We start from the raw sequence: 14,255 nt of genomic DNA on the forward strand, positions 1-14,255 counted from the left end.
ACATGCGCAAGGTCGATGGCTGGCAGACCCTCGCCACAAAACCCATCGATCAGCCAATTGACCTTGCCGCCTGAAACGATACCTTCATGTTACCCGGAGAACGCGCCAATCCGAATTCCAACCGCATTCCGGACGGCACCTTCTTGCCAAATTTGTTGAGAGAAAGAATGTCACGCGTGGACAGCGCCTGCGCCATCGCCGATGACGCGGCGAAGCCTAACGAGCATATCAATATTGCGGCGGTCGCTTTCGGCATGTCCAGACTTCAAAAAATTTTCTACTTAATATCATGATGCAAGCGACACCATGATAACGCTCTATGATTTTGTTCTTCGATGACCCGATCTTAGATGGTTCATGGCGTCTCTGCGCATCACTCACCTCTCCCTGATTGCTTCGTGCCGATACCGCAGCAACGGCGACAGCAGATACTCGATGATTCTGCGTTGTCCAGTCTTGATCTCAACCGTCACCGCCATGCCGGGCGCAAGATCGACCATGCGATCCTCCACCTGCATCCTGGTTTCGTCGAGCGCGACACGAGCAGCGTAAAGCAGTTCCTGTCCCGGCGGCTCGCTGCTGCGCGCGGTCTGGCCTGACTGACGCTGGGCCTCGGCCTGAGCCTGTGGCTTGTCGCGCATGATGGCATCTTTCGACACGCTGACGACCTTGCCATGCAGGAGGCCGTACTTGGTGAAATTGAAAGTATCGACCTTGATCTCGGCGGAATCACCTTCATGGACGAAACCGATGTCGTTGTTGAGCACCATTGCCTCGACCTCGACCTTGGCATCGGCCGGCACCACCACCATCAGCGCCTGCGCCGGCGTCACCACGCCGCCGACGGTGTGGATGGCACGCTGCTGCACGGTGCCGTCCATCGGCGCGCGCAGCACCTGATCCTGTATCTTCTTTTCGGCCTTGATGAGATCCTGCGCGGTCTGTGCCGCCTTCTGCTCGGCTTCCGCAAGATCGTTGACGATGCCGCGGGCGTATTCGGCGCGGGCCTGATCGCGGCCTGCCTCCAGCGCCTTGCGCGCGGCCTCGGCTTCGACGCCACGGCGGCGTTGCATGATCAACTCGTGCTTTTGTTCGCTGAGTCTGAATTGGGCATCGAGATGGGCGATGCGGTTACCGTATTCGATCTTCATCGCCTTCTGCCGGATATCCGCGGTGTCCGCGAGAAATGGCAGCCCCGCCTCGGACTTGTCGATAGCCGCAGCGATGCTGTCGGCTTCAGCGATTTTTTGCGCGATCTGCTGATCGAGCGCCGCGACCTTGGCGATCTGCTGTTCGGCTTGGGCGGTCATTGTCGCGCGGGTGCGCGTCACCTCGTAGGAGGTGGCCTCCGGCGGCGGCGCGAAATCAACCGGCACGTAGCCGGTTTCGATGCCGGCGCGAAGCGCGGTGAGGCGCGCCGCATCGAGCCGCGCATGCGTCAGGTCGTAACGCGCGCGGTCGCGATCGGCCATGCTGATCGTTCTATCCATCTCGATCAGCACCTGGCCTGCAACGACCTTGTCGCCGTCATTGACTTGGATCGCGGTAACGGTGCCCGCCTTCCAGCGGCTGGATCACCTTGACCCGGCCGGCCGGCACGACCTTGCCCTGGGCGGTCGCGATGATGTCGATGCGGCCGAAGCAGGCCCAGCCCAGCGCGAGCACCAGGAATCCGACCAGCGACGCGGCGATCGCGCGGGGCAGCGGCGAGACCGGCGTCTCGACGATCTCCAGCGCGGCCGGCAGGAACTCCAGGTCGTCGCGACCGGGTCGACTGCGGCGCAGCGGAAGCACTTTGGCGGTGGTTGGGTCAGCCGGCTTCATGGAGCCCCGCTTGCAGCCGGTGAAGGCTGGCATAGCGCCCGTTGCAGCGCACCAGTTCGTCGTGACTGCCGTCCTCTACCAGGCGCCCCCGCTCAAGGGTCAGGATGCGGTCGGCGCGCCGAACCGTCGACAGCCGATGGGCAATGATCAGCACGGTTCGGCCATGCGCGATCTTGCGCATGTTGTCCTGGATGATGCGTTCGCTCTCATAGTCGAGCGCCGACGTCGCCTCGTCGAAAATGAGAATGCGGGGATTGGTGACCAACGCGCGGGCGATGGCGATGCGCTGGCGCTGACCGCCGGAGAGCGTGGCGCCGCGCTCGCCGACGATGGTATCGTAGCCCTGCGGCAGTTCGAGGATGAATTCATGCGCACCGGCCAGTTGCGCCGCGGCGATCACGCGCTCCATGGTCATGGCCGGGTCAGCAAGCGCGATGTTGTCGCGGATTGTGCGATTGAACAGCACGTTCTCCTGCAGCACCACGCCGATCTGGCGTCGCAGCCAAGACACGTCAACTACGGATAAGTCGACGCCATCGACGAGGATGCGTCCGCCTTCGGGCACATAAAGCCGTTGCACCAGTTTGGTCAGGGTCGATTTGCCGGAGCCCGACGGGCCGACGATGCCGACCACCTGCCCTGCTGGCACGTGCAGGTTCACCGCGTGCAGGATCTCCGGCCCGTCGAGCCGGTAGCGGAAGGTGACGTGGTCGAAGGTGATGGCGCCGCGGATCGCCGGCAGCGCGGCGCGGCCGGGCGTGCTGGCCGGTTCGGGAACAGCGTTGAGGATGTCGCCGAGCCGCGCGACCGACAGCCGTGCCTGGTGGAAATCCTGCCACAGCTGCGCCAGCCGCAAGACCGGCTGGGCAACGCGCCCCGACAGCATATTGAAGGCGACCAGTTCGCCGACTGTCAGGTTACCGTCGATGACCAGGCGGGCGCCAAAGTACAGCGTCAGCACCGTCACGACCTTACTGACCAGCTGGACGCCCTGGCTCGCCCAGTTGCCGAGCGCAAGCACCTTGAAGCTTGCGGCGACGTATCCCGCAAGCTGCTCCTCCCAGCGCCGCTGCATCTGCGGCTCGACCGCCATCGCCTTCAGCGTTTCCACGCCGGTGACGCTTTCGACCAAAAAGGCCTGGTTCTCGGCGCCGCGATTGAATTTCTCGTCGAGGCGGGTGCGGAAGAGCGGCGTCACGCCGACAGAGATCGCGATGTAGAACGGAAACGAGCCGATCACGATCCAGGTCAGGAGCGGCGAATAATAGAACATCACCGCGAGGAAGACGAAGGTGAACAACAAGTCGATCACCAGCGTCAGCGCTGAACCGGTGAGGAAGTTGCGGATGTTTTCGAGCTCACGCACCCGCGCGACGGAATCTCCCACCCGACGCGCGCCAAACTAAGCGACCGGCAGCGCCATGAGATGGCGATAGAGCCGCGCGCCGAGTTCGACGTCGATCCGGTTTGTAGTGTGGGCAAAAATGTGGGTACGCAGCGCGCTTAGAAGCGATTCAAATATCGAGACCGCAAGCAGCCCGAAAATCAGCACATCGAGCGTCGTGAGCCCGCGATGCACCAACACCTTGTCGATCACGACCTGAAAGAACAGCGGTGTGATTAGCGCGTAGATCTGCAGGAAGAACGAGGCGACGAACACCTCGGTCAGGATGCCGCGGTATTTGTGCATCGCCTGCAGGAACCAGCCGATGTCGAACTTGCGGGCGAGTTCGCCGAGCGAGGCGCGGCGCGTCATCACCACAAGGCCGCCGGTCCAAGCCGCCTCAAATTCGTCCTTCGTCAACAGCTGCGGCCGGCCGCTGACGGAGTCGTGCACCAGCGCCTTGCCTTCGGCAGTTTTGGCCAAAATGGAAAACGAACCATCCTTGTACTCGGCGATCGCCGGTAATGCGGCCTTTTCGAGCTGGGACCAGTCTTTCCTGACGACGCGCGCCTTGAGCCCAAGCTCCTTCGCGCAACGCAGCATCTCACCGACGCCATAGCTAGCCCCGCCAGAGCGGTGGCGCAGCTGCTCAATATCTGCGGGAATCCCCAAAAACCGAAGCAGGAGAACAAGGCACGCCAGCCCCGAATCCGCACTCTCAACCGAGGCAGACGACATTTTGAACTCAACCACCAATCAACTGATTAATGAAAGGTTACTATCACCTCAACCTTGAATGGAATGTGACAGGGAACCCCTTCGAGTATCGTCGGCTCATAAAGAGAGGCGACGCTTCGAGAAGCCTCGATACTACTAAGTTTGTGGGCCATCAGCCGAGGTTGCCAATCCCGATCCAGTGGGATCCGCGTCGGCGCCAACAAAGGTCAGAAGGTCATCACCGATCGCCGCCCGCTCCGACACGTCGCGCGGTTCCTCCTGATCGGTTGCTACACCGGAACACGTGCAGGAGCCATTGCGTCAGCGTCCAAGCGCCAGGCGGTTGGCAAGTCCTATGTCGACCTGGAGCGAGGCCTCTATTATCGCAAGCCCATCGGCAAGAAGGCCACGAAGAAGCGGCAGCCTCCTGCCCCGCTGCCTGCTCGTCTCCTGGCCCACATGCGGCGCTGGGATCGCACCGGCATCTCGAAGGAGCACTTCGTTGAATACAACGGCAAGCCGGTACTCTCGGTAAAGAAGGCGTTCCGAAAGGTCGTGCAACTCGCCGAGGTTGACACCTCGATCGAGAACGTCACACCGCACACGCTACGCCATACAGCGGCAACCTGGCTGATGCAGCAGGGCGTCGATTTGTGGACCGCAGCCGGCTATCTGGGCATGACCGTCGAAGTGCTTGAGCGCATCTACGGCCACCATCATCCCGATCACCTCGCAGAAGCCGTCGAGGGCATCACCGCGAAGCGGCCCAAGAAACAAGCCTTGGGCTGAGCCCATTCTTGGGCTATTTCATGGGCTGCAAAAAACGGAGCTACTGGAAGTGATTGATTTTCTTGGTCGGAGTGGCAGGATTTGAACCTGCGACCCCTGCGTCCCGAACGAATGCACCCCCTGCTAAATCATTGATATAATTAAGCTCGACGGCGAAGATCGACGAGAACAGACGCAGAAAACTAGGGGGTTGGAGTACCGTAGGAGTACCAAAGGCCGTTGACGATTGGCTCGTGTCAGGTTACAAACCTTACACCGAATTGACGAGGAATCAACGCCGATGTCCGACCAACTGAACGCCTACAAGACGGCCGCGATGGCCACCCATGCGCAGCGCATCGTCGAGGAATGGAAAGAGGCGCACGGCAAGCCGCTGCTCTCGCCGGTCGCCTCTGGCGATCTGGCACATAGAATCTTCGAGGCCATGACCTGGGCGGCCGACCTCCATGCGATGGAATGGTGGGGCAAAGGGCACGCCGCATCAGGGGCTCAGCCCGCCCCGTGTGATCGTTGCGACCGCAGCACCGGGTTCGTCTGCGAGGATCACCGATGAAGTGCCGGTTCGGAGTGACGCCTGCCTGCGCCGGACATGGCCACTCGTGTTCGTGCCACCCGGCCGTCGACACGCGAAAGCATCAATGCCCCCACTGCGATGAAGACCACGAACCGGGCCGCTGCGAGTTCAGGATCGGCGGCGTGGTCTGCGATTGGGTTCAACTGGCGGGGGACTGAGATGACGACGATCCGCAAAGGTTACTGCGGGGGCTGTCCGTTCGACTTCGGCCGCCCCGCTACCGAGATGGCCTACAATCTCGGATGCCTGCCGAGTACGGGCGAGACGAACGGCACGGCCTGGGCGTGCCACAGTGAGCCGGAGAAGGTGTGCTGCGGCCACGCTGCGCGCCGCGATCTGCCGCTGCAACATGTCGAGGGCGTCCATGCTGCACTTCGTCCGCTTCCGTGACGACCGCTATCTGAACGCCGTTAAGACGTTCGGCCCTCCCGACTTCACGCACCGGCATTGGGACGCGCGTGCGGTCGCGGAGATCGCGCCGGGCGATGTCGTCGTGTTCGCCGAGGGTGACGAGCATCAGCCCGTCACGCCCTTTGCCTACGACGACAGCGCGTTCTTTTAGATCGGAAGGATGTCGACGGCGATGGCCGGTATGGCGGCCCCCTGGGCGACTAGGCGCGGCGGATGAAGCGACAACCCTAGTAGGAAGGCGAGCACGACCGCAACGACGGCACCCGGGCGGCATGTCGCCGGGGTTTTGAGGGTGCGGCGTAGGTACAGCCGGGTCGCCTGCGCGCGGATGGTCTCTGCTTGATCGGCGATCTCGTGTTCGAGTTCTAGGATAGTCCGCTGAAGGTCTTGGAACCTATCAGTCGGCGGGTCTGCCTGCGAAGGTTCGGGTATAACGCGGATAGGTTTGGCGCTTGGGAAAGGCACTAATACTACGGCCATTGTGGTCTCTTTCGAATTTACACAAAACGCTGTTTCACTCCTTGCACCGTTTCCTCACAACCTACCAAGGGCGGCGCGGGCGAAAACCTAATTGACGGATTAGCGTAGTGCAACTCAAAACAGAGCGGCGGCCCAATCACGGCCGCCGCTCTGTAAACGCATTGTCATATTTTGTCTGCCCTACGGCGTGGCGCGGGGGACCGTTGCAATCACCAGGACAAACACCATCGCGCTGAGCGTAGCGACAGCGGGCGCAACGCCGTATGCCGCACCGACTGAGCCGGTGGCGAGCGCCATGCAGATCACTGCGACAGTCGCCCGGGTCTTCATGCTGCGCTCCGCGACTTCCCAGGCAACGCCCCCCGAACCATGCCTAGTATCTTCAGCGCCACTTCTGCGTCTACTTCCGCATCCACCACGAGTCGCGTCTTGCCATCGAGAGTGCTCGTCGCGGTGGCGTATTGGGGGCTTTCGCCTTCGCCCGGCATCGGCGGCAGAAGCTCTTCAGGCTTCACGCCGAGTGCCTTCGAGATGTATTGAAGGTTCACTTCCGTAGGTTCGTTCGCAGCGCGCGAGTACGCGCTGATTAGATGTCGGCCGAGGGCCTTGCCGCCCTTGGGTACAAATTTGCTGGCCTCGCGGGCAAGGTCCGCTCCTGACACGCCCTTGGCCAGCATCAGCCTGTTCAAGCGACTGGCGAACGCTTTTAGCCGTTCGTCATCGCCCAACGATTTTGATCTCTTTGCCATGATCCTCTTCCCTATACACACGCTACCCGTATCACAATTGCGCTCGCTTCGCCTACCTGTTCCGTCAGTGAAACACTACTGTCCTCACAATGAACACTAGCACGGTATCCCGGTGCGTATCGGTCGTCAAGCCGACATTGTAGCGTTCGTCGGGATTGTAACGCGACAGTGAATACGATAAAAGCCCCCTCCCGGCTTTCGACCGAGAGGGGGCTGATGTCTGTCAGGCTGTAAGGCGTTCAGTTCGGCAGGACGTAGGCGTAGACCCTGCCAGCCGGGTAGACGGTCTCACGGACGCGCCCCTGGCTGTTGCCGCTGATGACGATAGGGTTGCCCTTCGCATCGGTCCCCGAGACCACGCCGACATGACCACCTCCGCGCCGTGACATCACCGCGATGGCCCCGACCTGAGGGCCGCTGACGCGCGTGCCGTACTTGGCGAACGATGCGGCCCTATCAGACCCGGTGCCCGTGTGGCCGACGCGCGCCAGGATCGTGTTCACGAAGCGCGCACACCACAACGTCGCTCGGCCGTAGATCGCCCCGTTGCCGATCTGGCTCCGCGCCGCTTCCACCAGCGAACTGCCGAAGCTGCCGAAAGACTGAAAAGCGCTAGGCTCAGCCCGGCGAGCGCGTACAGCAACAGGCGCGCGATGACTATGATGACGAACATGCTGATGATGATGATACGTGGCATGTGATCGCGCATGGTGACCTCGATTAAGCGGGCGCGCGTTGGCGTCCGATGCAAGGGCGAAGACGACGGCGAAGATCGCGACCATGGCGATCAGCCATGCGACGAACAGACTGATGTCGCTCAGATACGGGCGCGCAGGCGTAGGCACGCCGAGAAGCTCTCGGTCAATCTTGGGCATGTAACCTCCGTCAGATCGTGGAAAGATCGGGCAGGATCAGGCCGCCACGCGGTTCGTAGATCGAGCCCTCGTCCGGCACGCCGAGCACGAGCGGGAGCCAGCGGAGCAGGCCGTAGCGTTCGTGGAAGACGGCGAAGTTCTGCTGCGCCGGTTCGAGGTCCGCACGGATCGACTTTGCGAACTCGCTCGCGCCGATGGCCGCGCCGTTGGCGAAGCCCCAGGGCGTCGTCAGCGTCGTGTGGAAGTGGCCGCTGAAAATGTAGCGAACGGGACGGCGCTGTTGCGCTTCCGTCAGCATGATCTTCTTGTGGCCCTTCACGATGTTGGCAGCGGGGCCGATGAAGCCGGTGCCGCCGCCTGCGCTCATGCGGTCGCCGTGCGTGAGAAGCGCAGGCCAGCCGACGATGTCGAAGTAGGCGTCGAACGCTTCGGGCCGGTAGTGCTTGATGGTGGGGTACTGCTTCAGCCCGGCTTCGACGAAGTCGGCCACGAGCGTATCCCAGGATTGCAACATCGCGAGCTTGGCGCGCGGCTTGCCGAACGTCGCGCGGCCGTGGTTGCCGCCAACGCTGATGACTTCCATCTCGACCGGACAGCCGAAGCGCTCGATCAGTTCGAGGTGCAGGCGAAGGATGCCAGCCGCGATGAACTGAGCCGCCCATTTGACTTGCTCGTATGCGGTGCCAGCGTCGGTCTCCGCGAGTTCGGGGTGTAGGCCGTGGCCGGAGATCAGATCGCCGCCGAGCAGGATGTAGACCTTGTACGGTGCGCCGTCAGATGCAGGCCACGCGCTCGTCGTCAGGATCGACGCCTTCTCGAAGTAGCGGCCGATGCGGAGCCGCGCGATCTCGCGGTTGTAGAAGTTCACCCCCATCATCTCTTTCAAGCTGACGACTTCGCCGACGTGCAGATCGGAAAGGTGCAACACGACGCCCTGCTTCGAGTGCTCGGCCTTCGACTTGACTGAGGGGCTGAAGGGCTTGCAGATCGGTTCGACCGGATCGAGCGTCAGGCCCAGGACGCCAGCGCGGATGTCCTCGGCGGCAGCGAGCCGCTTGGTCAAATCCTTGACTTGCGATTTCAACGCGCGCTCGTTGGTCTCGAAGCGATGCTTCTCGACGATGTCGAGCCGCTCCGGTTCGGGCGCGGTGACTATGGTGGTCTCTGCGGCCTCGGCGACCGACACTACCGACGTGTTGATGCCTGCGCGCTTCAGGTGCTTGCGGGCGTTGTCCCGTGTCATAGAGAGCGCTTTGGCGGTGGCGTTGATGTCGCGCAGTTCGGCGAACTTCGCCACGACCGCCTCGCGCCTGCTGTTGTGCTTAGGCAATGGATTGTTCCTCGGTTCGGCCCTGTAAGGTGCTGTTATCTCACGCGCCTCACAGAACGGTCAATTTAATGGACAGAAAGGCCGCGACCCCCGGTTTGGAGATCGCGGCCCTTGCCGGTTACGGCTGTACTTGCTCGATGCCGCCAGCCGTGCGGCGGTATAGCTGACCGGCTACTAGGCCAGCGGCCTTAGCCGCTGTGTCATCGGCGTAGATCGGAAGCTGCATCATCCAGGGCGAACCGTTGAGCGGCTTCGACAACCACTTCACCTTGTTATGGTCGAGAAACTTCGTCTCGTAGTCGGTGCCGAAAAGGATTTGACGCGCTCTCAGATCGCAGCGCTCTTATGGCAGAGCCGCCGCGTCGCTCACAACATCGCGCCCGAAGGATCGAACCACGTTCGGCTCGTGCGGCACCTCTCGCGCTTCATCATCCTCGGCTTCTACACGGGGAGCCGCAGCGGCGTGGTGCTCGGCACGCGCTATTCGCTGCTCGACTTCGAGCGCGACTTCATGCGCCGCAAGCCGAAGGGCGCGAAGCTCACGAAGAAGCAGGCACCTCCGCACAAGATGCCGAGGCGGCTGAAGTTCTGGCTGAAGCTATGGCGGCGTATCGACGGCCGCAAAGCGGACTATGTCGTCCACCTCAATCATGCGCCCGTCACGAAGCTCCGGCGCTCCTGGGGCACGGCCAGGGATGCAGCCGGGTTGCCGGAAGACGTGACGCCGCACACGCTCCGGCACAGCCGGGCGACGCACCTAATGAAGAACCAGAACGTCGCGAACGAGGACGCCGCGCAGTTCATGGGGATGACGTTGCAGACGTTCCTCGATACATACGGTCACCACGACCCCGAGTGGCAGAAGGACGCCGCAGATGCCCGCTGAGAATCGTTACGAGATCGCGCTGCGCGAGGCGTGGGAGCGCTGGTGCCGAGAGGTGGGCTTGACTGCCGGTATGACCTACGAAGAGGTCTGCGCCCGGCTGGCTCGCGGGGAAGCGGCCTTGCAGATCACGTTTGTCGCCACGCCGTCGAAGGGGGGTAGGAGTACCGTAGGAGTACCGAGCGCAGATCGGGAAATCGCTAAGTGCTTGATTTTCTTGGTCGGAGTGGCAGGATTTGAACCTGCGACCCCTGCGTCCCGAACGCAGTGCTCTACCGGGCTGAGCCACACTCCGACAAGAACGCGGCTTATAGCCTTGGGTTTCGCATACCGCAAGAAGCCGAATTGAGGATCGCTATCCCTGTGAATTTGGACCTGAAAACGCGGATTTTGCCCGCCGGCGAGGCTGCCGTGGCAGAGGCCGGCCGCTGCCTGGCCGCGGGCGGGCTTGTCGCGTTCCCGACCGAAACCGTTTATGGCCTCGGCGCGGACGCCACCAACGCCGCTGCGATCGCCCGGCTTTACCAAGCCAAGGGCCGCCCCGCCTTCAATCCGCTGATCGCCCATGTCGGGGACCTCGCCGCCGCCTTGCGAATCGGCCGGTTCGACGCCCAGGCCACTGAGCTTGCCCGGGCATTCTGGCCGGGGCCGCTGACGCTGGTGGTCCCCAAATCGGGGGATTGCGCCGTGGCCGATCTCGCCACCGCCGGGCTCGACACCATCGCGATCCGGGTGCCCGCCCACCCGGCCGCGCTGGCCATCCTGCGGGCGTTCGGCGGGCCGGTGGTGGCGCCATCGGCCAATCTGTCGGGGCATGTCTCGCCGACAACGGCAGCCCATGTGCAGGGCGACCTCGCGGGGCGAATCGACCTGATCGTCGACGGCGGACCTGTTGCGGTCGGCGTCGAATCCACCATTGTCGGCTGTTTTGAAACGCCGATGCTGCTCCGGCCGGGTGGCCTGCCGCGCGAAGACATCGAACGCGTGCTCGGCCGCGTGCTGGTGGCGCCGCCGGATGATCCCGACGCCGGCAGCGGGCAACCGCTGGCGCCCGGCATGCTGGCCTCGCATTATGCGCCGCGCACGCCGGTCAGGCTCAATGCCGAAGCGGTTCTGCCCGGCGAGGCGCTGCTGGCGTTCGGTCCCGCGGTCATGCCGGGCATCGACGCTGCGGCCACGGTGATGAATCTGTCGGCTCGGAGCAATGTCGATGAAGCCGCCGCCAATCTTTTCGGTTATCTTCGCACGCTCGACCTCAGCGGCGCGCGCGCCATCGCGGTCATGCCGATCCCGCATCACGGGCTCGGCGAAGCCATCAACGACCGGCTGCGCCGCGCCGCGGTGGGACGGGACTGACCACGCAAGAAGAACGAGCGACAAGAACAAGTGACCAAAATGAATATCGTCCAGCCTGCAGCATCCCCGCCGCTCTCCTCGGACCTGATCGCGAAGTTCCGCGCCATCGTCGGCGACAAATACGCGGTGACCGACGCGGCCGATATCGCGCCTTACGTCACCGAGGAGCGCGACCTGTTTCGCGGGCGCTCGCCGCTGGTGTTGCGGCCGGGCTCGACGGCGGAAGTCGCCGCGATCTGCAAGCTCGCCAGCGAACACCGGATCGCGCTGGTGCCGCAAGGCGGCAATACCGGGCTGGTCGGCGGCCAGACCCCGCACAATGGCGAGGTCGTGGTCTCGATGCGGCGGATGGACAAGGTCCGCGACATCGACATTCAGTCCAACACCATGACCTGCGAGGCCGGCGTCGTGCTGCAGATCGCGCAGCAGCGCGCAGCCGAGGTCGACCGGCTGTTTCCGCTGTCGCTCGGCGCCGAGGGAAGCTGCACTATCGGCGGCAACCTCTCCACCAACGCCGGCGGCACCACGGCGCTGGCCTATGGCGTGGCGCGCGAGATGGCGCTCGGGCTCGAAGTGGTGCTGGCCGACGGCCGCATTCTGAACGGGCTGTCGAAGCTGAAGAAGGACAACACCGGCTACGATCTGCGCAACCTGTTCATCGGCGCCGAAGGCACGCTGGGCATCGTCACCGCGGCGACCCTGAAACTGTTTCCGAAGCCGCGCGCGGTGGAAACCGCCTTTGTCGGCCTGCAATCGCCGGATGCGGCGCTGAAGCTGCTGTCGATCTCGCAGAACGAGGCCGCCGGCACGCTGACCAGCTTTGAATTATTGGCCGACATCGCCGTCGATTTCAGCGTGCGCCACGGCATCGACATCCGCCATCCCCTGGAAAACAAATATCCCTGGTACGTGCTGATGGAGCTGTCGTCGCCGCGCGACGACGCCCGCGCCACGCTGGAGGCGATTTTGGCAAAGGGATTTGAGGACGGCATCGTCGATGACGCCGTGATCGCGGCGAATCTCGGCCAGCGGGCGGCGTTCTGGAAGCTGCGCGACGAGATGTCGGCGGCGCAGAAGCCCGAAGGCGGCTCGATCAAGCACGATATTTCGGTGCCGGTCGCAGCCGTCCCCGACTTCATCGAAGCGGCCAATGCCGCCGTGGTGAAACTGATCCCGGGTTCGCGCCCGGTGCCGTTCGGCCATCTCGGCGACGGCAACATCCATTACAATGTCAGCCAGCCCATTGGCGGCGACACCGCTGATTTCATGGCCCGCTGGCACGAGGTCAACGCCGTGGTGTTCGAGATCGTGCTGCGGATGGGCGGCTCGATCTCCGCCGAGCACGGCATCGGCGTGCTCAAGCGCGACGAACTGCCCGAGGTCAAGGACAAGGTCGCGATCGAGCTGATGCGCGGCATCAAGGCGATGCTCGATCCGCTCGGCATCATGAATCCCGGCAAGGTGCTGTGAACGCTCCCCCGCCAAAGCCGGTCGCCGCGCTCGCCATCGCGCCGATCGAGGACGCCGACGCTGCCGATGTCGTGGCACTATGGCAGCGCTGCGGCCTGACGCGGCCCTGGAACGATCCCGCCGCCGACATCGCGCTGGCCCGCAAGGGAACGAACGCGACCGTGCTGGTCGGGCGTGACGGCGGCGCGATCGTCGCCACCGCGATGGTCGGACATGACGGCCATCGCGGCTGGGTCTATTACGTCGCCACCGATCCCGAGCATCGCGGCAAGGGCCATGGCCGTGCCATCATGGCTGCAGCCGAAGACTGGCTGCGCCAGACCGGCATCGCCAAGATGCAACTGATGGTCAGGCGCGAAAACGCGGCGGCGGGGGCGTTTTACCAGTCGATCGGCTACGCCGAAGCGCAGACGATCGTTTTCGCCAGATGGCTCGACGGCCGCGAGCCGACACCGTAAGCGAAAGTCAGCCGCATGCGCATCGCCCTGATCCACGCCCTGAAGCATTCGATCGTGCCGATCGAGACCTCGTTCGCAAAACTGTGGCCGGACGCCAGCCTGATGAATCTGCTCGACGACAGCCTGTCGGCGGATCTGGCGCGGGACGGCCGCCTCACCGATGCGATGACGGAGCGCTTCCTGTCGCTCGGACGCTATGCAGCCTCGACCGGCGCCGACGCCATCCTGTTCACCTGCTCGGCCTTCGGCCCCTGCATCGAGGCGGTGGCGCGCGCGCATGCGCCGATGCCGGTGCTCAAGCCCAATGCCGCGATGATCGAGCAGGCTGTCGCCAAGGGTGGCTGGATCGGCCTGCTCTCGACCTTCGCGCCGACGCTGGTGTCGATGCCGCCGGAATTTCCCGCTTCTGTAGAGATCGTACCGAAACTGGTGGAAGGCGCGCTGGCGGCGCTGGATCGCGGCGACCGCGCCGAACATGACCGGCTGGTGGTGGAAGCCTCACGCGATCTGCGCGACTGCGACTTGATCGCGCTGGCGCAATACAGCATGGCGCCGGCGGCGGAACTGGTCGCAGCGGCGACGGGCCGGCCGGTGCTGACGACGCCGGACAGCGCGGTGATGAAGGTGAAAACGTTGCTCGGCGTTGCCGGGTGACTAGGGTCGATCAGGCGCAGCGTCACATTTTATGGCGCGCCATTGCGCTCGCCGAAGCCTGCGCGACAGGATTCGGTTCCCGCGCTTTGCGTCGCGTCATTGCTGGAGCCGGAGCGCCATGAAGCGTTCCGAAACCTGGTTTTTGACGCATTATGGCAACAGCAGCGCGACATCGCGGATCCGGATGTGCTGGCCGCATGCCTGACCGAAGCATCAGGCCCCACGGAAATATTGACGAAGGCGCTTTCGCCCGATGCCAGGACTGCGCTCGCGGACCAGACCAAGCAGGCCTATGCCAGCG

15 protein-coding genes, 1 tRNA gene and 1 pseudogene are annotated in these 14,255 nt (G+C 63.5%); 9 read left to right on the top strand and 8 right to left on the bottom strand.

All coding sequences use genetic code 11. The features are described from left to right. Window positions 1-49: 49 nt before the first annotated feature. From Q7U29_RS12980 to Q7U29_RS12995, 4 genes and pseudogenes are all read right to left on the bottom strand, one after another. Window positions 50-256, bottom strand: a complete 207-nt coding sequence (locus Q7U29_RS12980) for a hypothetical protein (RefSeq protein WP_304741981.1) — start codon at window positions 254-256, stop codon at window positions 50-52. A gap of 121 nt (window positions 257-377) precedes the next feature. Further along, on the bottom strand, window positions 378-1,502 hold the full coding sequence (locus tag Q7U29_RS12985) for an HlyD family type I secretion periplasmic adaptor subunit (protein ID WP_304741983.1): 1,125 nt from the start codon (window positions 1,500-1,502) through the stop codon (window positions 378-380). Window positions 1,503-1,527: 25 nt separating this feature from the next. Beyond that, window positions 1,528-1,824 carry a hypothetical protein gene (locus Q7U29_RS12990; protein ID WP_304741985.1) on the bottom strand — a complete coding sequence of 99 codons (297 nt, stop codon included), beginning with the start codon at window positions 1,822-1,824 and terminating at the stop codon, window positions 1,528-1,530. Then, window positions 1,811-3,946 (bottom strand): annotated as a pseudogene (locus Q7U29_RS12995) (type I secretion system permease/ATPase). Before Q7U29_RS12995 ends, Q7U29_RS12990 begins: the two are co-directional and overlap by 14 nt. 141 nt (window positions 3,947-4,087) lie before the next feature. Between Q7U29_RS12995 and Q7U29_RS13000 the strand changes: the two are divergent. The 3 genes from Q7U29_RS13000 (at window position 4,088) to Q7U29_RS13010 (ending at window position 5,850) form a co-directional block, all read left to right on the top strand. Beyond that, window positions 4,088-4,714 (top strand): site-specific integrase, encoded by a 627-nt coding sequence (locus tag Q7U29_RS13000; RefSeq protein WP_370691752.1) that lies wholly within the window; start codon window positions 4,088-4,090, stop codon window positions 4,712-4,714. A gap of 280 nt (window positions 4,715-4,994) precedes the next feature. Then, the gene (locus tag Q7U29_RS13005) at window positions 4,995-5,267 is read left to right on the top strand and encodes a hypothetical protein (protein ID WP_304741987.1); all 273 of its coding nucleotides are present in this window, start codon (window positions 4,995-4,997) and stop codon (window positions 5,265-5,267) included. Window positions 5,268-5,652: 385 nt separating this feature from the next. After that, complete coding sequence (locus tag Q7U29_RS13010; protein ID WP_304741989.1) at window positions 5,653-5,850, top strand: hypothetical protein; 198 nt, start codon at window positions 5,653-5,655, stop codon at window positions 5,848-5,850. Window positions 5,851-6,505: 655 nt separating this feature from the next. Here Q7U29_RS13010 and Q7U29_RS13015 read toward each other — a convergent pair. From Q7U29_RS13015 to Q7U29_RS13025, 3 genes are all read right to left on the bottom strand, one after another. Next, window positions 6,506-6,928, bottom strand: coding sequence for a hypothetical protein (locus Q7U29_RS13015; RefSeq protein ID WP_304741992.1), 423 nt, complete (start codon window positions 6,926-6,928; stop codon window positions 6,506-6,508). 239 nt (window positions 6,929-7,167) lie between these two features. Next, window positions 7,168-7,710 carry a TIGR02594 family protein gene (locus tag Q7U29_RS13020; protein WP_304742006.1) on the bottom strand — a complete coding sequence of 181 codons (543 nt, stop codon included), beginning with the start codon at window positions 7,708-7,710 and terminating at the stop codon, window positions 7,168-7,170. Between the two features lie 103 nt (window positions 7,711-7,813). Beyond that, window positions 7,814-9,100 (bottom strand): hypothetical protein, encoded by a 1,287-nt coding sequence (locus tag Q7U29_RS13025; protein ID WP_304741994.1) that lies wholly within the window; start codon window positions 9,098-9,100, stop codon window positions 7,814-7,816. Between the two features lie 349 nt (window positions 9,101-9,449). On the opposite strand from Q7U29_RS13025, the gene Q7U29_RS13030 reads away from it, so the two are divergent. After that, window positions 9,450-10,019 carry a tyrosine-type recombinase/integrase gene (locus Q7U29_RS13030; RefSeq protein WP_304741996.1) on the top strand — a complete coding sequence of 190 codons (570 nt, stop codon included), beginning with the start codon at window positions 9,450-9,452 and terminating at the stop codon, window positions 10,017-10,019. Window positions 10,020-10,234: 215 nt separating this feature from the next. Here the strand turns inward: Q7U29_RS13030 and Q7U29_RS13035 are convergent. After that, window positions 10,235-10,311 (bottom strand) — tRNA-Pro (locus Q7U29_RS13035). Between the two features lie 68 nt (window positions 10,312-10,379). Between Q7U29_RS13035 and Q7U29_RS13040 the strand changes: the two genes are divergently transcribed. From Q7U29_RS13040 to Q7U29_RS13060, 5 genes are all read left to right on the top strand, one after another. After that, window positions 10,380-11,372, top strand: coding sequence for an L-threonylcarbamoyladenylate synthase (locus Q7U29_RS13040; protein WP_304741998.1), 993 nt, complete (start codon window positions 10,380-10,382; stop codon window positions 11,370-11,372). Between the two features lie 39 nt (window positions 11,373-11,411). Then, window positions 11,412-12,842, top strand: coding sequence for an FAD-binding oxidoreductase (locus Q7U29_RS13045; protein WP_304742000.1), 1,431 nt, complete (start codon window positions 11,412-11,414; stop codon window positions 12,840-12,842). Beyond that, entirely contained in the window at window positions 12,839-13,300 is a 462-nt protein-coding gene (locus Q7U29_RS13050; RefSeq protein ID WP_304742002.1) for a GNAT family acetyltransferase, read from the top strand. Before Q7U29_RS13045 ends, Q7U29_RS13050 begins: the two co-directional genes overlap by 4 nt. A 15-nt stretch (window positions 13,301-13,315) precedes the next feature. Beyond that, the gene (locus tag Q7U29_RS13055) at window positions 13,316-13,954 is read left to right on the top strand and encodes an aspartate/glutamate racemase family protein (protein WP_304742003.1); all 639 of its coding nucleotides are present in this window, start codon (window positions 13,316-13,318) and stop codon (window positions 13,952-13,954) included. Window positions 13,955-13,996: 42 nt separating this feature from the next. Beyond that, window positions 13,997-14,255, top strand: a 259-nt coding sequence (locus Q7U29_RS13060) for a DsbA family protein (RefSeq protein ID WP_304742004.1), incomplete at its 3' end; no start/stop codon positions are given.

It is taken from the genome of Bradyrhizobium sp., assembly GCF_030654605.1.
Taxonomy (GTDB): Bacteria; Pseudomonadota; Alphaproteobacteria; order Rhizobiales; family Xanthobacteraceae; genus Bradyrhizobium.